Here is a 16,563-nt window from a genome sequence, read left to right as displayed (position 1 = left end):
GTGTGGTTGTCGAGAACTTCCGGTGTGTTGCCGAGCTTACGCCTCGTCGCCGCCGAGACCGGTCATGCCGAGGATGTTGTAGCCGGCATCGACGTAGGTGACCTCGCCGGTGACACCGGACGCCAGGTCCGAACACAGGAACGCGGCGACGCCGCCGACGTCCTCGATGGTCACGGTGCGGCGCAGCGGCGCATTCTCCTCAACGTGGCCGAGGATCTTGCGGAAACCGGCAATGCCGGCGGCGGCTAGGGTCTTGATCGGGCCGGCCGAAACCGCGTTGACCCGGATGCCTTCCGGGCCGAGGTTGTAGGCGAGGTAGCGCACGGTCGCCTCGAGGCTGGCCTTGGCCACGCCCATGACGTTGTAGCCTTCCAGCGCGCGCTCGGCGCCGAGGTAGGACAGGGTCAGGATCGAGCCCTTGCGGCCGGCCATCGCCGGTCGCGCGGCCTTGGCCAGCGCCGCCAGCGAATAGGCCGAGATGTCATGGGCCATCGCGAAGTTCTCGCGGGTCAGGCCATCGAGGAACTGGCCGGCGATCGCCTCGCGCGGCGCGTAGGCGATTGCGTGCACGAGGATGTCGAAGCCGTCCCAGCGCTGGCCGAGCTGCTCGAAGCAGTTGGCGATGCTGCCGTCCTCGGCGACGTCCAGCGGCAGCACGATGTCGCTGCCGTACGCGGCGGCGGCTTTCTCCACGCGCGACTTCAGCTTGTCGGTCTGGTAGGTAAACGCCAATTCGGCGCCTTGTGCATGCATCGCCTCGGCGATGCCGCTGGCGATCGAACGCTCGCTGGCGATGCCGGTGATCAGTGCGCGCTTGCCTTGCAGGAAACCCATGGGTGCTCCTCGGTGGTGGGTGCCGCGACGCGGGGCCGGTCGGGCAAACCGCAAGTGTACCCGCGTGCCGATCGGCCGGATGTGCCGGCGAGGCTGTTGCGGGGACTAGTCGCTGCCAGCGGCGCTTGCGGCGCCGGTTCCGGCCGCGGGGGCGGTGTCTGGCCCTTCTGCAGGAACCAGGGCCAGCAACGATACCGGCGCGTCGCCATGGTCGATGCGGCCATCGGCGAACACCGGGTTGAGCCGTCGTAGGCGCGCGGGATCCTGGCCGTGCGAGCTCGCCCACTCCTCGACCCGATCGACATCGGTCGCGACGGTCACCGCCCGCAGCCGCGGCACCGGCCGGTCGAGCGCCTGCAACCATTGCTCGCGCTCCTCGGCCTGCTCCAGCACGCAGGCCAGGGCATGGAGCTTGCGCACATAGGCGTGAGTGATTCCCGACAGTCCGGGCAATTCGGCCGGGCGGGCATCGCGGGCGACCTGGCCGCTGCGCTTGAGCGCGCCGAGGATGCGGTACTCGCCGGCGTTGTAGGCCATCGCCGCCAGCCGCCAGTCACCGGCGAACATGCCGTGCAGGGTCTTGAGGTAGCGCACCGCGGCGCGGGTCGAGTCGACCGGCGAAAGGCGGCCGTCGTAGCCCTTGCGGATCGGGACCTCGTGGTCGCGGGCGGTGCGCTTGATCATCTGCCACAGCCCGGCCGGGCCGAGCGGGCTGCGCGCGTCGGGCTTGTAGCCGCTCTCGACGAACGGGATCAGCGCGTATTCGGTCGGCAGGCTGGAGGCGTGCAGCGCGTCGACCACGTAGCCGAACAGCGCCAGGGTGTTCTCGTCCGCGGCGGCCAGCCGTTTGGGCGCGGCGGCGAAATGCTTGCGCCAGCGCTGGCTGACCTCCGGCCCGCACTCCGGGTCGGACAGGCCGTCGCGGAACTGCTGGTAGATCTCCCGGCCGTTGCGGGTGGCGCCGTCGGCCGGGCTGGCCAGCGCCGGCGGCGCCAGCATCGCGCCGAACAGGACCAGGGCGAAACCCGGCAAGACCAGGTCCCGCAGATTGCGACTTCGCACCGACGGGCGTTGCGGCCGGCGCCTCATCCGGCGAACCCGTCTTTCCAGCGCCGCAGTTCGGCGAAAACCTCGATCTCGTCCGCCGGCCGGTGGCCGAGGCGTCGTGCGACCGCGTCGATGACCGCCGGTTGGTCGCAACGCAGGAACGGATTGCAGGCGCGTTCGTTGGCGATCGTGGTGGGCAGGGTAGGGAGTGCGGCATCGCGCATGGCCTGGGCCTCCTCGGTGCGGCGTCGCAGCGCCGGGTTGTCGGGTTCGACCACGCGCGCAAACGCCGCGTTGGACAGGGTGTATTCGTGGCCACAGCAGACCCGGGTATGCCCGGGCAACGCGGCCAAGCGGGATAGTGACCCGTGCATCTGCGCCGCGCTACCCTCGAACAGCCGCCCGCAGCCGAGGCTGAACAGGGTGTCCCCGCAGAACAGCAGGCTTTCGTCGGCGTCTTCGAGGTGGAACGCCACGTGACTGGTGGTGTGACCTGGGACGCGGATCACGTCCAGCCCACGCCCCCCGGCGGTGATGCGCTGCCCGTGGCCGACCGCGGTGGTGGCGCCATCGATTCGAGGATCGTCCGCGGCGAATACCGGCAGGCCCGGCCAGCGCGCCTGCAATTGCGCGGTCCCACCGACATGGTCGGGATGGTGATGGGTGAGCAGAATTGCGCTGGGACGCCAATCATTAGCATCCGCGGCGGCGAGCACGGGCTCGGCCTGGCCGGGGTCGACTACCAGCGCTCCGCCAGCGTCGTCGCGCAGCAGCCAGATGTAGTTGTCGTTGAAGGCGGGCAGGGCCTGCAGGCGCATGTCGACACTCCTTGGGCTGGGCCGCGGCTTGGCGCAGAATCGACCTGCACCGGCCTCCCGGCGGAATGTCCCGACCATGCCCGCGATCGCGTCCCAACGTCAAACCGATCCGCCACCTTGCGCGCTCGACTGGTTCGGCAGCGAGGCGGGGCTGGGACTGCTCACGGCCGAGGCAAGCGCGGTGCAGCGGATCCTGGCCGGGTGTCCGGCGTTGCCGTGGGCCTGGCTGGGCGCGCCCGCCGCCAGTCCGCCTCCGGTTGTCGGCCGAGGCCTGTTGTTGAAGCGCGACGGTCATCGCTGGGGCGGCGCGGTGCGCTGCGGCCTGCCGTTGCCGCTGGCCAGCGAAACCTTCGGCGCAGTGCTGCTGCAACACGTGCTCGATGACGGCATCGACGCCGACAGCCTGCTGGGCGAATGCGCGCGGGTGCTGGCTCCGGGCGGCACCCTGTGGTTGGCGGCGCTGAACCCATGGACCCCGTATCGTGCGCGCTGGGCGCGCAGCGGCCTGCACGCGCGCGATCCGGGGCGCTGGCAGGCGGCGCTGCGGCGCGCCGGGTTCGTCGCCGACTCGATCAGCATGCAATGGCTGGGACCGCACTGGCGGGTCGGCCATGGCGACGCCGGCGTCGGCGCGACCGACCGATTGCGCGCGGGCCTGGCGCTGACCGTCAGCAAGCGGGTGTGGGCGGCGATTCCGCCGGCGCGGTTGCATCGGCTGCATTGGCAGGCCGGGCGTTCGCCGCTCGATGGCCTGCGTTGACGCATTGCGGGACGATCGCGGCACGGGTCGGCAATAATGGCCGGATGACTATCGAACCCGGCAAGAACGTTGAAATCCACACCGATGGCGCCTGCCTCGGCAATCCCGGCCCGGGCGGCTGGGCGGCGCTGCTGCGCTGCAATGGCCGCGAGCGCGAGCTGGCCGGCGGCGAGGCCGACACCACCAACAACCGGATGGAGCTGATGGCCGCGATCGCCGCGCTGGAGGTGCTCAGCGAGCCGTGCGCGATCATCCTGCACACCGATTCGCAGTACGTGCGCCAGGGCATCACCCTGTGGATGCCCAACTGGCTGCGTCGCGGCTGGAAGACCGCCGCCGGCGCCCCGGTCAAGAACCGCGACCTGTGGGAACGCCTGCATGCCGCCGCCCAGCGCCACGTAATCGACTGGCGTTGGGTCAAGGGCCATTCCGGCAACGTCGACAACGAGCGGGTCGACGTGCTGGCGCGCGACCAGGCGCTGAAGCTGCGTCGATAAGTACACTGATCGACATGCGCCAAGTCATCCTTGATACCGAAACCACCGGCCTGAGCTGGGAGCGCGGCAACCGCGTGGTCGAGATCGGCTGCGTCGAGTTCGTCGAGCGCCGCCCCACCGGCCGTACGTTCCACCGCTACCTCAATCCCGACCGCCAGTTCGAGCAGGGCGCGCAGGAGGTCACCGGCCTGACCCTGGAGTTCCTCGCCGACAAACCGCGCTTCGCCGAGATCGTCGACGAATTCCTCGCGTTCATCGATGGCGCCGAACTGGTGATCCACAACGCCGCGTTCGACGTCGGTTTCCTCGACAACGAACTGCGCCTGGCCGGGGCCCAGCACGGCTGCCTGGCCGACCGTTGCGCGATCGAGGATTCATTGCGACTCGCCCGCGAGCGCTATCCCGGCCAGCGCAATTCGCTGGATGCGCTGTGCAAGCGGCTCGGCGTCGACAATGCCCATCGGCAACTACACGGCGCGCTGCTCGATGCGCAATTGCTTGCCGAGGTCTACATCGGGCTGACGTCGGGGCAGGAGGAGATCGGGTTCGCCTCGGCGCCCGATCCGGCAGCGGAGGCCGCGCTGCTGACGGCGTTGCGGGTCGATACCGGCCGCCCCCGCCCGCTCATGGTGATCACCGACGACGAGCGCGCCGCCCATGAGGCGCGGTTGGCTGGCCTGCGCAAGAAGGCCGGGCGCGCGCTGTGGGATGTCGTGGTCGAGGACGAAGGGGCGGCATTGCCCGCCTGACCCAGACGCGAGCTCTTGTAGGAGCGGCTTTAGCCGCGATCGGATGCCTGGCCGCTCGCGCCGATTCCGGATCGCGGCTAAAGCCGCTCCTACAAAAAACGGGCCTCAGTGACTGCGCACCAGCACCACGGTCACGTTGTCCGAGCCGCCGCCGTCGAGCGCCGCGGCGACCAGGCTGTCGACGCACTCCTGCGCGCTGCAGTCGGACTGGCCCAGTACCCGGGCGATGTTGCGATCGTCGACCTCCTCGGTCAGGCCGTCGCTGCACAGCAGCAACTGCATCCCCGAGCGCAGTTCGCCGGTCATGGTCTCGACGTTGAGGTTGCGCGGGTCGGTCACCCCCAGTGCCTGGGTCACCACGTTGCGATGCGGGTGGCTGCGCGCCTGTTCGTGGGTGATCGCGCCGTTGGCGATCAGTTCCTGCACGTAGCTGTGGTCCTGCGAGAGCTGCGCCAGCTGGCCGTCGCGCCACAGATAGACCCGGCTGTCGCCGACCCAGGCGACCTCGAAGCGGTTGCCCTCGACGACCCGCGCGGCGACCACGGTGGTGCCCATCGGGAGGGCGTCGTGGCGGCGCCGCGAAGTGCGGATGATTTCCTCGTCGGCGATCCGGATCGCCTGCGCCAGCGGAGTGCCGTCGCGGATCTCGCGGACGATCGCCTCGCGCGCGATCGCGCTGGCGACCTCGCCGTACTCGTGTCCGCCCATCCCGTCCGCGACCAGCCACAGGCCCAGTTCGCTGTCACCGTAGTAGCTGTCTTCGTTGAGCTCGCGACGCAGGCCGACGTGGGTCAGGTGTCCGAATTCGATCATGGGGCGGTCATGCCAGGGTGTCGGGCTCTTCCAAGGAATAACGGGATCATCGCGACCGGGCGGCCGTGAGGCAAGACAAACAAGGCTGCCGAGGCAGCAGCCAACAAAAAAGGGCTGCCGAGGCAGCCCTTTGCAAAAAACTGGCGGAGAGGGGGGGATTCGAACCCCCGGTACGCTATTAACGTACGCCTGATTTCGAATCAGGTACATTCAACCGCTCTGCCACCTCTCCGGTTGCAGTTCAGCCGGAAATGATACGGGGCGCCGGCGCCGGCGACAAGATCTTTCGCCGCGGCGCTACACTGGGCGCCCCTTCGATTCAGCGGCGGCGTCATGTCCGAGATCCTGGTTCCGGTGTCCTTTGGCGAGTTGCTCGACAAGATCGCGATCCTGCAGATCAAGTCCGAGCGGATGAGCGATCCGGCCAAGCTGGCCAACGTCCGCAACGAGCTGGCGGCGTTGGAGAAGACCTGGATGGCGCACCCGGCTGCCAACACCGACATCGTCCGCCTGCGCGCCGACCTCAAGGCGGTCAACGAGCGGCTGTGGGAGATCGAGGACGACATCCGGCTCAAGGAGAAGGCGCAGGCCTTCGACGAGGGCTTCGTCAAGCTGGCCCGCAGCGTGTACTTCGAGAACGACGAGCGCGCCCGGCTCAAGCGCGAGATCAACGTGGCGCTGGGCTCGGCCTACGTCGAGGAAAAGTCGTACGAGGACTACACCGCGGCCAAGTAGGCCGCGCTAGGCCGCCAGCGCATAGGCGGCCACCGCGAACGCCAATGCGGCGACGGTGGCGGCCACCAGCGACAGCCGGTTGGCCCGTTCCAGCTTGCGTTCCAGCTCGCCCGAGGCCTGCTGCAGGGCGGTCAGGGTCTGTTGCATCTCCGCCGCCAGCACCCGCACCGACTCGGCGTTCTGCGCGGCCGCGTCCTGCAGCTCGGCGATCTGTTGCGGCACCAGGTCGGGCGCCTTTTCCTCGCCCTTGGCGCGGGTGAAGATCGGCTTGGCCATCTGGATGATGTCGGGCAGGAACGGCGCGACCGCGGTAAACCAGGCTGCCATCGGGGACTCCTCGGGGAATGCGTTGCGGGAAGCCTACGCTGTCCGGCGCGGATGGTCGGCGAGGTAGCGCTCGAACGCGGCGATGCCGTCCTCGACCGTGACCAGGTCCATGACCCCGTCGTGCTCTATCTTGCTGCCCCACTTGAGATCGGAGGCCGGCTTACCGAGGTACTTGCGTGCGGCGTCGTCGTAACGGTCGACGCAGTAGCGCCGGTCGCTGTACGGCCCGCTGCGCGCCGGGTTGCTGGCCGCGTGCAGGCCGAGCACCTTGGTTCCCATCGCGTTGGCGATATGCATCGGGCCGGAGTCCGGGGTCATCACCAGCTCGGCCCGTTCCAGCAGCGCGGGGAGTTGCTTGAGGGTGTCCTTGCCGACCAGGTCGAGCGCCGCGCCGCGCATCGCCGCGGTGATCGCATCGCTGGTGCGCCGCTCAAGCTCGCTGCGGCCGCCGCACAGCACCACCCGCCAACCGCGGTCGATCGCGTGGTCGGCGACGGCGGCGTAGCGGTCGGCATGCCAGTTGCGTCGCACGTGGCTGGAGCAGGGCGAGATCATCAGCGTCGGAACGTCATCGGCCGGCCACTGTGCGGCGGCCCACTCGCGCGCATCGTCGGGCACCGGCAGGTCCCAGCGGACCTCGTCCTGGCGCAGACCGAGCGGTTCGCAGAAGCTGCCGATCGCGTCGAGCACGTGGATGCCCGGGCGGTCGGGGATCCGCCGGTTGACGAACAATCCGTGGCCGTCCTTCGAACGTGCACGGTCGTAGCCGACCCGGATGCGCGCCGGGATGAAGGCCGACAACAGGTTCGCGCGGGCGGCGACCTGCATCTGCAACAACACGTCGAACCTTTGCGGCGCGGTCGGGCTGGCGCGCAGCTCCCGGCGCAACGCCCGCATACCACCGAGGCCGGACTTCTTGTCGTACTCGATGAAGTCCACGCCCTCCAGGCCTTCCAGCAGACGCCGCTCGCCCTTGCCGATCACCCAGCTCAGGCGGATGTGCGGCCACGCCGATTGCAAGGTGCGCACCAGCGGCACGACGTGGGTGACATCGCCCAGCGCGGACAGGCGCAGCAGGCAGATCGAACCCGGCGCCGAAGCGGGGGCACGGGCAGGTGCATGCAAGACGGTAATTGCTAGACTCCAGCGGATGACGGGGTATGACGCGACCGAAGGACTGACGCCGTTCCGCGACGACAGCGGCTACGGCGCGATTCTGTTCGACCTGACGCGGGTGCGGCAAGCCGAACCGGAGTGGTTCTCGCCGGCATTCTGGGACGAGAAGGCGCGGCCCGTCGAGAGCGGCGGTCGCGGCGGTGCGTGGTTCATCGACGCGCCGTTCGGCCAGTCCGTGCTGCGGCGTTACCTGCGCGGCGGCCTGGTCGCCCAGTTCAATCGCGATCGCTACCTTTGGCGTGGCGCGGAACACACCCGCAGCTTCGCCGAGTTTCGCCTCACCCGTGCCGCCGCCGAGAAGGGCGTGCCGGTGCCCCGGCCGATCGCCGCCTACTACCGCCGCGAAGGCCTGCATTACCGCGCCGCGATCCTGATCGAGCGACTGCCGGACGTGCGCACCCTGGCCGACCGCGCCGCGGTGGCGGGCGATGGCGCGCCATGGGAGGAGGCCGGCCGGCTGGTCGCGCGCGCGCACCGCGCCGGCCTCGACCATGCCGACCTCAACGCCCACAACCTGCTGTTCGACGCGACCGGGCAGGGCTGGGTGATCGACCTCGACCGCGGACGCATCCACATTCCGGCGACCGGTTGGCGCGAGCGCAACCTTGGTCGGCTCAAGCGCTCGTTGCTGAAGGTTCGTGGCAAGCGCGAGGTCGACGCGGTCGAGCGCGACTTCGCCCGCCTGCGCGACGCTTACGACCGCATCTGGGCGCGGGGATACTGAGATGGCGGCTACTGAGGTGAATTGGGCATTGCGACTCAACGGTGTCGGCAATTCCTCGGCGGTCGAGCTGGGTTCGGCGATGGCGACGATCGAGCGCGACGGCGCGCCGTGGCTGACCATCGACTGTGGCGGCGAAGGCCTGACCGCCTACCTCGCACAGTACGGGCGGATGCCGGACGCGCTGTTCGTCACCCATACCCACCTCGACCATGTCGGCGGTTTCGAGCGGCTGTTCGTCGGCAGCTATTTCGATGAGGCGCGCCGCGGCAAGGTGCGCCTGTACGTGCCGGCCAAGCTGATACCTCTGCTGCACCAGCGCGTCGGCGACTATCCCAATGCGCTGGCCGAAGGCGGTGCGAATTTCTGGGACGCATTCCAGGTGATCCCGGTCGGTGATGCGTTCTGGCACGACGGGGTGCGGCTGGAGGTGTTCCCGGCCCGCCACCACTGGCCCGATACCGCGTTCGGCTTGCGCCTGCATGGCAGCCTGGTCTGGACCGGCGACACCCGGCCGATCCCGGAGGTACTGGCGCGGTTCGCCGACGCCGGCGAACTGGTCGCCCACGATTGCGCGCTGCACGGCAACCCGTCGCACAGCGGCATCGACGACCTGGAGCGCGAGTACCCGCGCGAGCTGCTCGACCGCTGCCTGCTCTACCACTACGCCAGCGCCGCCGAGGGCGAGGCACTGGCCGCGCGGGGCTACCGGGTCGGCCAGCGCGGCGAACTGGTCGAACTGGCCGATACCAGTGCGGCGCAGGTGCGTTCCACCGAAACCTGAAAAGGCGATGACCCCGCCGGCTGACCTCGGCACCCGCGTCAGTCGATACCGTTGCTGCCTTCCGGCCCTGGCGGAGTTTTCGACCTAGCGTCGCGAGGGGCCGACGGGGCCACCACAGAGACTTGCTGACTTGCTGACTTGCTGGAACTGCTTGCTGCGAAACTGGCGGAGAGAGGGGGATTCGAACCCCCGAAGCGCGGTTTAGACGCTTACACACTTTCCAGGCGTGCTCCTTCAACCACTCGGACACCTCTCCGCACCTGAACGCAGCACCTGGATGACCAGGCCCCCGGAGACGGCATCGCGCCGCCTGCGGGGCCGCAAAGTCTAGCGGCGGCGGGACTTTGGAGCAAGCGCGGCGAGCGGCCGGCGGCGGCCGCCGAGCGCCGTGGCACAATGCCTGCAACCGGCCGCGCGGCGATCGACCGTCGTCGCCATCGACCCTGCCGGACCATCAACAAGGGTACCGATGTCCTACCTCGTCCTCGCCCGCAAATGGCGCCCCAGGCGCTTCGCCGAACTGGTCGGGCAGGAGCACGTGGTGCGCGCGCTGACCAACGCCCTCGACAGCGGCCGCGTCCACCATGCCTTCCTGTTCACCGGCACCCGCGGGGTCGGCAAGACCACCATCGCGCGGATCTTCGCCAAGTCGCTCAACTGCGAGCGCGGCACCTCGGCGGAACCCTGCGGCGAGTGCAACTCGTGCATGGACATCGACGCGGGCCGCTTCCTCGACCTGCTCGAGATCGACGCCGCCTCCAACACCGGTGTCGACGACGTCCGCGAGGTGATCGAGAACGCCCAGTACATGCCGTCGCGCGGGCGCATGAAGGTCTACCTGATCGACGAAGTGCACATGCTGTCGAAGGCGGCGTTCAACGCGCTGCTGAAGACGCTGGAAGAGCCGCCGGGCCACGTGAAGTTCCTGCTGGCCACCACCGATCCGCAGAAGTTGCCGGTGACGGTGCTGTCGCGCTGCCTGCAGTTCAACCTCAAGCGCCTCGACGAGGCCCAGATCAGCGGCCAGATCAACAGGATCCTCGACGCCGAGGGCATCGCGGTCGAGCCCGGCGCGGTGCGCCAGCTGACCCGCGCCGCCGACGGCAGCCTGCGCGACGGGCTGTCGCTGCTGGACCAGGCGATCGCTTATACCGGTGGTGAACTGACCGACGCTGCGGTCGCGTCGATGCTCGGCACGGTCGACCACACCCGGGTCGGCGCATTGCTGGAGGCGCTGGCCGACGGCGATGGCGAGGCGCTGCTGGCCGAGGTCGCGGCGCTGGCCGAGTTCTCGCCCGACTGGGGCAGCGTGCTGGAGGCGCTGACCGCGGCCCTGCACCGGATCCAGGTGCGGCAGCTGGTACCGGGCGCACCGGTCGAGGCCGACGGGGTCGATGTCGAGGCCGTGGCGGCGAAGCTGCGGCCGGAGCTGGTGCAGCTGTGGTACCAGATGGCGCTGCATGGCCGTCGCGACCTGCCGCTGGCGCCGAGCCCGCGCGCCGGCTTCGAGATGAGCGTGCTGCGGATGCTGGCGTTCCGCCCGGCCGGTGATGGCGGCGAATCCCGGCCGGTGCCTGCCGCGCGCCGAGCCGAGGCGTCGCCTGCGGGGACCGTTTCGGCGGCGCGCGGGGAGGGTGTTGCGGCAACGGACATGGCGTCGACTGCGGCTGGCAGCCCCGATGCATCTCCTCCGCCGGCCGCGGTCGCGGTGCCCACCGAAGCGGTCGCGGCACCCACCATTTCAAGGCATCGGGTGGCCGAACCGCCGGTCTCGGCGGCGGTGGTGCCGCCGCCCGAACACGAACGACGCGAGGACGCCGCGCAGACCGCGTCGATGCCCGATTCCGCATCCGGCCCCATCGTCGACGCCGAGGCTTGGCTCGAGTGGCTCGGCCGTTGCGAACTCAAGGGTCCGGCGCGGGTGCTGGCCGAACATGCCGGCTTCGTCGGCAGCGGCGGTGGCGTGCTCGAGCTGTCGCTGGCCGAGGACGACGAACTGTTGAACAAGCCGGCGCTGGTCAACGAGATCGCCCAAGCCCTGGCGCCAAGCTTCGGCGCGCCGCCGACGATCCGCTTCGAACGCTCGGAGCGCTCCGGCGAGTCGCTGCGCCAGCGCACCGAGCGCGTCCGCGACGAGCGCCAGGTCGCCGCCGAGCAGGCCTTCATGGACGATCCCGAAGTGCAGCGCCTGATCGAGCGACACGGCGCCCGGGTCGTGCCCGATTCGATCCGGCCGTTCGACGCCTGAATGTCGCGGACGGGGGCTTGAACCCGGCGTCCGCGGCCATCATCCCTTGACCGTCTGGCCGCGCCGCGTCGCGCGCCCACCCCTTCGCCCCAACGAGTACAACGACATGCGCGGAAACATCGCCCAACTCATGCAGCAAGCGCAGAAGATGCAGGAAGACATGCAGCGCGCGCAGGAAGAACTGGCCAAGGTCGAGGTCACCGGCAATGCCGGCGGCGGCATGGTCAGCGTGACCCTCACCGGCCGCATGGAATGCCGCAAGGTGCGGATCGATCCCAGCGTCATCAGCGACCCGGAAATGGCCGAGGACCTGATTGCCGCGGCGATCAACGACGCGGTCAACAAGGTCAACGCCGCTTCGCAGGAGAAGATGGGCGCAGCCACCGCCGGCATGCAGTTGCCGCCGGGAATGAAGATGCCGTTCTGATCGGCCGCCTGCCGGAGCCCCGCCGCCGATGACGTCGCCGCTGCTCGAACAACTGATCGACGCCTTCCGGGTATTGCCCGGTGTCGGCCAGAAGTCGGCCCAGCGCATGGCCTACCACGTGCTCGAACGCGAGCGCGACGGCGGCCGGCGTCTGGCCGAGGCGCTGGCCGCGGCGGTCGACAAGGTCGGCCATTGCACGCGGTGCCGCGACTTCAGCGAGGCCGAAGTCTGCGCGACCTGCGCCAGCCCCGCGCGCGACGTGCAGCAGTTGTGCGTGGTCGAAAGCCCGGCCGACCGCCTGGCGATCGAGCAGGCCACCGGCTACCGCGGCCTGTATTACGTGCTGCAGGGCCGGCTGAGCCCGCTCGACGGCATCGGCCCGAACGAACTCGGACTCGACCGGCTCGGCGAACGCCTGGCCGAGGGCGAGGTGATCGAGATGATCATCGCCACCAACCCGACCGTCGAGGGCGAGGCCACCGCGCACTACCTCGGCCAGCTCGCGCGCCGGCACAAGGTGCGTCCGAGCCGGCTGACCCACGGCGTGCCATTGGGCGGCGAACTGGAATACGTCGACCGCGGCACCCTGTCGCACGCGTTCGGCAGCCGCAGCGAAATGCCGTAAGGCTGTTGTAGGAGCGGCTTCAGCCGCGATCGGATGCATGGTCGCTCGTTCGATTCCAAATCGCGGCTGAAGCCGCTCCTACAATGGCGAACAGCGCTATCGATCCAGGAGCCCGACATGACCGACACCATCTTCGACAAGATCATCCGCCGCGAGATCCCCGCCGACATCGTGTTCGAGGACGAGCACCTGATCGCGTTCCGCGACATCGCGCCGCAGGCGCCGGTGCATGTTCTGTTCGTGCCGAAGACCCCGATCGCGACGCTCAACGACCTCGCGCCGGAGCAGGCCGCGATCGTCGGCCGGCTGGCACATGCGGCGGCGCAGTACGCCAAGCGCGAGGGCTTCGCCGAAGACGGCTACCGGGTGGTGATGAACTGCAACGACCACGGCGGCCAGACCGTTTTCCAGATCCATCTGCACCTGCTGGCCGGCGCGCCGCTGGGGCGGTTCGGCACGAGCCGGTAGTTCCGGATCGCGGCCGCTCCTACAAAATCCGCGCTGATTTGCGGCTTACCACCAGCCCCACCACGGCCACGGCGCCGGACGGGTGATCACGTCGACCCGCTCGCGGATCGGCCACAGGTACACCACGTCGGCGGCGACGCGCGGGAAGCGGTAATCGTATTCGCCGATGCGGCGGTTCTCGTAACCGTCGATGCGGCCCACAAAGGTGACCTCGCGGTCCGACTCGAACAGTGCCGGGTCGTAGAACCCTTCGCGGCAGGCGATGAAGCGACCGCCAACGTCGTCGGTCGCCCAGTACGGCCGGGCGTAGGCATTCAATTGGGTCGACATCATCTCGAAGCAGGTGCGGTTGGCCTGCGGCTCGACATCGACGACCCGGCCACCCCAGCGGACCATCGCGCCGGTGCGGTCGGCGTTGGCGGCCTCGCGCGGGGTGATCTGGGCGAACTCGCCCTGCAACGGCTTGGGCTGGCTCGCGCAACCGGCCAGCAGCACGAGGGCGAGGATGGCGAGGCCGGTCGTGATCGGCATCTTCATAGGCTTGCTGTTCATCGGCATGCTCCATTGTTGGAACCGGGTCGCAGCCCGGTCACGGGCCGGTCAGTCGGGGCGGTGGGCGCGCAGGGCGCGGACCAGTTGTTGCGATTCGCGCGCGTGCGCCGCTCCCGGGCGACTGCCAGCGTAACGCCAATCGCTGAAACGTTGGCTGAGCCGCTGCAGCGTCGCGCCCGACACCGGCCGCGCGAGGCTGACCCGTTCAGCCCAGGCAAGCGCGCCCTCGTGCGGTTCGCGCTCCAGCCCGAGGCGCCGGTAGCGCCGGCCCATGGCGTGCCAGGCGCGCAGGACCGGGTCGGGCTGGCGCTCGCCGCGACGACTCAGCCAGGCCATCCACAGCAACGCCAGCGCCGCCGCCAGCGCGAACAGCAGGCCCAGCGTCATACCATCGAGCCGGTCGAAGCCCAGCGGGCGCAGGATCCGCGACTGGCGCTCGGCATCGAAGCCGAGCACGAAGTCGTTCCAGCCGCGACGCAGCCAGTCGCTGGTGTTGAACAGATCGCTGCCCTGGCCGAACAGGCCGCCCGCACCGGTGCGTCGATCACCGAGGGTGTCGTAGATGCGCTCGGGCGCGACCGCCGCGGTCGGGTCGACCCGTACCCAGCCCCGGCCATCCAGCCACACCTCGGCCCAGGCATGGGCGTCGGAACGGCGCACGAGCCAATAGTCGCCAATCGGGTTGCGGTAGCCGCCGACGTAGCCGGTGACCACGCGCGCGGGGATCCCGGCCGCCCGCATCAACACCACGAACGCCGAACTGTAGTGCTCGCAGAAACCGGCCTGCTGGTCGAACAGGAACTCGTCGACCGAATGGCGGCCGGGCAGCGGGGTGTCGAGGGTGTAGACGAACTCGCTCCGGATCCACTCCAGCGCGCGCTGCACGATCGCCCCGTCGCGATCGCCGGCGGCGGCACGCCATTGGCGGGCAAGGGCGTGGGTGCGCGGGTTGAAGCCCGGCGGCAGGTCCAGCGCCGCGCGTCGCAACAGCGGGTGCAGGTCGGCTTCGTAGGTACGCGGCGGCGACGACTGCATGCGCCAGCGGGTCAGCGAGGTCAACGGTCGCGGCACGTGCATTTCGTGGTCGTGGTTGAGCCGGGCGCCATCGGGCGCGGCCAGCGGCAGGTCGAGCGCGACCAGTTGGCGGCGGTCGGTCGGCTCGATCTCGACCTCGTAGTCCCAGCGCATCGGGCCGGCTTCCATCGGCGCCGGTGGCAGGTCGCGCAACCAGTTCGACCGGGTCCAGCTGCGGCCGTCGAAGTCCCACATCACCGGGCCGCGCCAGTACATCTGCGAGGTCGGCGGAGTCGCGCCGAAGAAGCGCACCCGCAATGCCGGGGTGTCGTCGGCGATCAGGTCGATCCACTGGCCGGGGGTCATCTCGCCGGACAGCCCGGTCCGCCCGAGCGCGCGCTCGGGCACGCCCCACAACGGCGTCGCCAGCCGCGGGAACAGCCAGAAGATCGCCAGTGCCAGCGGCAAGCCGAGGGCGAGCAGGCGGCCGATGGCGATGACGCGGCGGCCGGCGCCGGTCGCCACCACGTCGCCCGATTCCAGGTCGGCCAGCCGTTGCAGCGCGCACAGCGCCAGCAGCGCGCCGAGCAGGCCAAGTGCCAGTGGCAACGGTCCCTGGTCGAGCAGGAACGTACCGAACGGCGCGAACAGGGCGAATCCGATCAGGCTGCGGGCATCGCGCAGGCTGAAGGTCTCGGCCGGCTTGATCGCGAGCATCGCCGCCAGCACCGCGCAGCCGGTATCGCGGCCGATGCCGAACCCCGATAGCAGCATCACCGCACCGAGCACGCCAAACCCGAACAGCAGCCGCAGCACGCCGTGCATCGGTCGGCGCCAGGACAGCGCTGCCACGGTCACTGCCGCCAAGCCGATCACCAGCGACAGCCTTGGCGGCAACTGCAGCAACAACGGCAGCAGGCAGGCGCCGGCCGCCGCCAGCGCCCAGCGGCGGCTGCCCGGATCCAGCGCCGGTGTCGATGGATGCTCAGCCATGCGGCATCAGCGCGAGCGCGCGCAGGCAGGCGTGGCGATGCGAGGCGCCGTGGCCGGGGCCGATGGCCTGCGTCGGCAATGCTAGGCGATAGCGTCGGCCGTCGCGTTCGGCCTCGTCGATCCAGCGCGCCAGCCGCGAGATTTTCGCCTCGTAGCCAAGGCGATCCAGCCCGTGCCAGTCGAGCACGATGTCGGCGCCCAGCGGTTGTTCGTATTCGCGCACCAGCAGGGTGTCGCGGCGTGCCGACGGCTTCCACGCGATCGCCCGGCGCGAATCGCCGCGGCGGTAGCTGCGCAGGTGGTGGACGTCGTCGCCGCTGGGGTGGAGCCGGGCCTGCACGCGGTCGCCGGAGCCGCTAGGCAGCGGCGGTCCGTCGGGCTCGGGGCGCGGGTAGACCAGCAGGGGTGACTGCGTCCACGCGTAGGCCCAGGCGCGAGCCAGGCCGAGCGGACGGGTGGTCGAGACCTTCAGCCGTGGCAGGTCGAGCCAGCCGCGCTCGTGGGTCGCCATCGCCACCCCTGCCTCGCCGTGGCCGTGTTCGAGGTTGAGCACGGCAGGCCGCTCGGGATGCGGTTCGAGCGCGACCGCGAGGCCACGTCGGCGCCGGCGATCGGCCGATTGCGCATGCAGCCGCAACAGCAGTTCATCGCCGGCCGGCACCGGCTCGGCCTCGATCGCGACCACCGCCAATCCGGTCAGCTGCAACTGCGCGGCCACCAGGCTCGCCAGTCCGGCGCCGGCAAGCAGCAGGCCGAGCAGCAACGCCGGATTGTTGTTGTAATTCAGCGCGCCCAGCAACATCGCCAGCAGCAAGACCAGGTAAAACAGGCCAAAGCGAGTCGGCAGCACGTAGACCCGGCGACGGTCGAATCGCGCCGGCAGCGCTTCGGGCTCGCGCGGGCGCGTCCATACCAGCGTCAGTTCGTGCAACCGCTGCAGCGCGGTCCTGCCGCGGGAAAGCATCAGGTGTCCCC

General features: G+C 69.8%; 19 protein-coding genes, 2 tRNA genes and 1 other RNA gene. 10 read left to right on the top strand and 12 right to left on the bottom strand.

Features of this window, described 5'->3' with window-relative positions:
- Positions 1-36 precede the first annotated feature (36 nt).
- The 3 genes from SNE34_RS04805 to gloB form a co-directional block, all read right to left on the bottom strand.
- A complete protein-coding gene (locus SNE34_RS04805) occupies positions 37-834 on the bottom strand; it encodes an enoyl-ACP reductase FabI (protein ID WP_332615197.1) in 798 nt (265 codons plus the stop codon).
- 105 nt (positions 835-939) lie between these two features.
- Positions 940-1,866, bottom strand: a complete 927-nt coding sequence (locus tag SNE34_RS04800) for a lytic transglycosylase domain-containing protein (protein ID WP_425604453.1) — start codon at positions 1,864-1,866, stop codon at positions 940-942.
- 53 nt (positions 1,867-1,919) lie between these two features.
- Positions 1,920-2,699 carry a hydroxyacylglutathione hydrolase gene (gene gloB, locus SNE34_RS04795; RefSeq protein ID WP_332615195.1) on the bottom strand — a complete coding sequence of 260 codons (780 nt, stop codon included), beginning with the start codon at positions 2,697-2,699 and terminating at the stop codon, positions 1,920-1,922.
- A 76-nt stretch (positions 2,700-2,775) separates the two neighbouring features.
- On the opposite strand from gloB, the gene SNE34_RS04790 reads away from it, so the two are divergent.
- From SNE34_RS04790 to dnaQ, 3 genes are read left to right on the top strand one after another with little or no spacing between them, the layout of a single operon-like run.
- Positions 2,776-3,459 (top strand): methyltransferase domain-containing protein, encoded by a 684-nt coding sequence (locus SNE34_RS04790; RefSeq protein WP_332615193.1) that lies wholly within the window; start codon positions 2,776-2,778, stop codon positions 3,457-3,459.
- Between the two features lie 44 nt (positions 3,460-3,503).
- Complete coding sequence (rnhA, locus tag SNE34_RS04785) at positions 3,504-3,956, top strand: ribonuclease HI (protein ID WP_332615191.1); 453 nt, start codon at positions 3,504-3,506, stop codon at positions 3,954-3,956.
- A gap of 14 nt (positions 3,957-3,970) precedes the next feature.
- Positions 3,971-4,705: a DNA polymerase III subunit epsilon gene (gene dnaQ, locus SNE34_RS04780; RefSeq protein WP_332615189.1), complete on the top strand. Its 735-nt coding sequence runs from the start codon at positions 3,971-3,973 to the stop codon at positions 4,703-4,705.
- Positions 4,706-4,810: 105 nt separating this feature from the next.
- On the opposite strand, the gene SNE34_RS04775 is transcribed toward dnaQ, so the two are convergent.
- Both SNE34_RS04775 and SNE34_RS04770 read right to left on the bottom strand, forming a co-directional pair.
- A complete protein-coding gene (locus SNE34_RS04775; protein ID WP_332615187.1) occupies positions 4,811-5,518 on the bottom strand; it encodes a PP2C family protein-serine/threonine phosphatase in 708 nt (235 codons plus the stop codon).
- A 141-nt stretch (positions 5,519-5,659) separates the two neighbouring features.
- Positions 5,660-5,750 (bottom strand) — tRNA-Ser (locus SNE34_RS04770).
- A gap of 101 nt (positions 5,751-5,851) precedes the next feature.
- Here SNE34_RS04770 and SNE34_RS04765 point away from each other — a divergent pair.
- The gene (locus SNE34_RS04765) at positions 5,852-6,253 is read left to right on the top strand and encodes a DUF6165 family protein (RefSeq protein ID WP_332615185.1); all 402 of its coding nucleotides are present in this window, start codon (positions 5,852-5,854) and stop codon (positions 6,251-6,253) included.
- 6 nt (positions 6,254-6,259) lie between these two features.
- On the opposite strand, the gene SNE34_RS04760 is transcribed toward SNE34_RS04765, so the two are convergent.
- Together SNE34_RS04760 and SNE34_RS04755 are read right to left on the bottom strand one after the other, a co-directional pair.
- The gene (locus SNE34_RS04760; protein WP_332615184.1) at positions 6,260-6,580 is read right to left on the bottom strand and encodes a hypothetical protein; all 321 of its coding nucleotides are present in this window, start codon (positions 6,578-6,580) and stop codon (positions 6,260-6,262) included.
- A gap of 33 nt (positions 6,581-6,613) precedes the next feature.
- A complete protein-coding gene (locus tag SNE34_RS04755) occupies positions 6,614-7,663 on the bottom strand; it encodes a glycosyltransferase family 9 protein (protein WP_332615702.1) in 1,050 nt (349 codons plus the stop codon).
- A gap of 67 nt (positions 7,664-7,730) precedes the next feature.
- On the opposite strand from SNE34_RS04755, the gene SNE34_RS04750 reads away from it, so the two are divergent.
- Together SNE34_RS04750 and SNE34_RS04745 are read left to right on the top strand one after the other, a co-directional pair.
- On the top strand, positions 7,731-8,480 hold the full coding sequence (locus SNE34_RS04750) for a 3-deoxy-D-manno-octulosonic acid kinase (protein WP_332615181.1): 750 nt from the start codon (positions 7,731-7,733) through the stop codon (positions 8,478-8,480).
- Between the two features lie 16 nt (positions 8,481-8,496).
- Entirely contained in the window at positions 8,497-9,261 is a 765-nt protein-coding gene (locus SNE34_RS04745; protein WP_332615180.1) for an MBL fold metallo-hydrolase, read from the top strand.
- Between the two features lie 10 nt (positions 9,262-9,271).
- Here SNE34_RS04745 and ffs read toward each other — a convergent pair.
- Together ffs and SNE34_RS04735 are read right to left on the bottom strand one after the other, a co-directional pair.
- Positions 9,272-9,368, bottom strand: an RNA gene (gene ffs, locus SNE34_RS04740) — signal recognition particle sRNA small type.
- A 56-nt stretch (positions 9,369-9,424) separates the two neighbouring features.
- Positions 9,425-9,517: transfer RNA gene (locus tag SNE34_RS04735), tRNA-Ser, on the bottom strand.
- A 213-nt stretch (positions 9,518-9,730) separates the two neighbouring features.
- On the opposite strand from SNE34_RS04735, the gene dnaX reads away from it, so the two are divergent.
- The 4 genes from dnaX to SNE34_RS04715 all read left to right on the top strand — a co-directional run bounded on the left by dnaX (position 9,731) and on the right by SNE34_RS04715 (position 13,029).
- On the top strand, positions 9,731-11,509 hold the full coding sequence (gene dnaX, locus SNE34_RS04730; RefSeq protein ID WP_332615179.1) for a DNA polymerase III subunit gamma/tau: 1,779 nt from the start codon (positions 9,731-9,733) through the stop codon (positions 11,507-11,509).
- A gap of 106 nt (positions 11,510-11,615) precedes the next feature.
- The gene (locus SNE34_RS04725) at positions 11,616-11,936 is read left to right on the top strand and encodes a YbaB/EbfC family nucleoid-associated protein (protein ID WP_332615177.1); all 321 of its coding nucleotides are present in this window, start codon (positions 11,616-11,618) and stop codon (positions 11,934-11,936) included.
- Positions 11,937-11,964: 28 nt separating this feature from the next.
- Complete coding sequence (gene recR, locus SNE34_RS04720) at positions 11,965-12,561, top strand: recombination mediator RecR (protein ID WP_332615175.1); 597 nt, start codon at positions 11,965-11,967, stop codon at positions 12,559-12,561.
- A 117-nt stretch (positions 12,562-12,678) separates the two neighbouring features.
- Positions 12,679-13,029 carry a histidine triad nucleotide-binding protein gene (locus tag SNE34_RS04715; protein WP_332615173.1) on the top strand — a complete coding sequence of 117 codons (351 nt, stop codon included), beginning with the start codon at positions 12,679-12,681 and terminating at the stop codon, positions 13,027-13,029.
- 45 nt (positions 13,030-13,074) lie between these two features.
- Here SNE34_RS04715 and SNE34_RS04710 read toward each other — a convergent pair whose 3' ends face one another.
- The 3 genes from SNE34_RS04710 to SNE34_RS04700 all read right to left on the bottom strand — a co-directional run bounded on the left by SNE34_RS04710 (position 13,075) and on the right by SNE34_RS04700 (position 16,552).
- Positions 13,075-13,560 carry a Slp family lipoprotein gene (locus SNE34_RS04710; protein ID WP_425604462.1) on the bottom strand — a complete coding sequence of 162 codons (486 nt, stop codon included), beginning with the start codon at positions 13,558-13,560 and terminating at the stop codon, positions 13,075-13,077.
- A 69-nt stretch (positions 13,561-13,629) separates the two neighbouring features.
- Entirely contained in the window at positions 13,630-15,588 is a 1,959-nt protein-coding gene (locus SNE34_RS04705; protein ID WP_332615170.1) for a transglutaminase TgpA family protein, read from the bottom strand.
- Positions 15,581-16,552: a DUF58 domain-containing protein gene (locus SNE34_RS04700; RefSeq protein ID WP_332615168.1), complete on the bottom strand. Its 972-nt coding sequence runs from the start codon at positions 16,550-16,552 to the stop codon at positions 15,581-15,583. Before SNE34_RS04700 ends, SNE34_RS04705 begins: the two co-directional genes overlap by 8 nt.
- Positions 16,553-16,563: the final 11 nt, after the last annotated feature.

This window comes from Novilysobacter erysipheiresistens (assembly GCF_036663935.1).
Taxonomy (GTDB): Bacteria; Pseudomonadota; Gammaproteobacteria; order Xanthomonadales; family Xanthomonadaceae; genus Novilysobacter; species Novilysobacter erysipheiresistens.
The sequence above is the reverse complement of the archived record's forward strand: the minus strand, read 5'-3'. Positions and strand labels throughout refer to the sequence as shown.

Coding starts and splice junctions, on each gene's coding strand:
- SNE34_RS04805 (WP_332615197.1), bottom strand. CDS start 834: ATGGGTTTCCTGCAAGGCAAGCGCGCACTGATCACCGGCATCGCCAGC.
- gloB (WP_332615195.1), bottom strand. CDS start 2,699: ATGCGCCTGCAGGCCCTGCCCGCCTTCAACGACAACTACATCTGGCTG.
- SNE34_RS04790 (WP_332615193.1), top strand. CDS start 2,776: ATGCCCGCGATCGCGTCCCAACGTCAAACCGATCCGCCACCTTGCGCG.
- rnhA (WP_332615191.1), top strand. CDS start 3,504: ATGACTATCGAACCCGGCAAGAACGTTGAAATCCACACCGATGGCGCC.
- dnaQ (WP_332615189.1), top strand. CDS start 3,971: ATGCGCCAAGTCATCCTTGATACCGAAACCACCGGCCTGAGCTGGGAG.
- SNE34_RS04775 (WP_332615187.1), bottom strand. CDS start 5,518: ATGATCGAATTCGGACACCTGACCCACGTCGGCCTGCGTCGCGAGCTC.
- SNE34_RS04765 (WP_332615185.1), top strand. CDS start 5,852: ATGTCCGAGATCCTGGTTCCGGTGTCCTTTGGCGAGTTGCTCGACAAG.
- SNE34_RS04760 (WP_332615184.1), bottom strand. CDS start 6,580: ATGGCAGCCTGGTTTACCGCGGTCGCGCCGTTCCTGCCCGACATCATC.
- SNE34_RS04750 (WP_332615181.1), top strand. CDS start 7,731: ATGACGGGGTATGACGCGACCGAAGGACTGACGCCGTTCCGCGACGAC.
- dnaX (WP_332615179.1), top strand. CDS start 9,731: ATGTCCTACCTCGTCCTCGCCCGCAAATGGCGCCCCAGGCGCTTCGCC.
- SNE34_RS04725 (WP_332615177.1), top strand. CDS start 11,616: ATGCGCGGAAACATCGCCCAACTCATGCAGCAAGCGCAGAAGATGCAG.
- recR (WP_332615175.1), top strand. CDS start 11,965: ATGACGTCGCCGCTGCTCGAACAACTGATCGACGCCTTCCGGGTATTG.
- SNE34_RS04715 (WP_332615173.1), top strand. CDS start 12,679: ATGACCGACACCATCTTCGACAAGATCATCCGCCGCGAGATCCCCGCC.
- SNE34_RS04710 (WP_425604462.1), bottom strand. CDS start 13,560: ATGCCGATCACGACCGGCCTCGCCATCCTCGCCCTCGTGCTGCTGGCC.
- SNE34_RS04705 (WP_332615170.1), bottom strand. CDS start 15,588: ATGGCTGAGCATCCATCGACACCGGCGCTGGATCCGGGCAGCCGCCGC.
- SNE34_RS04700 (WP_332615168.1), bottom strand. CDS start 16,552: ATGCTTTCCCGCGGCAGGACCGCGCTGCAGCGGTTGCACGAACTGACG.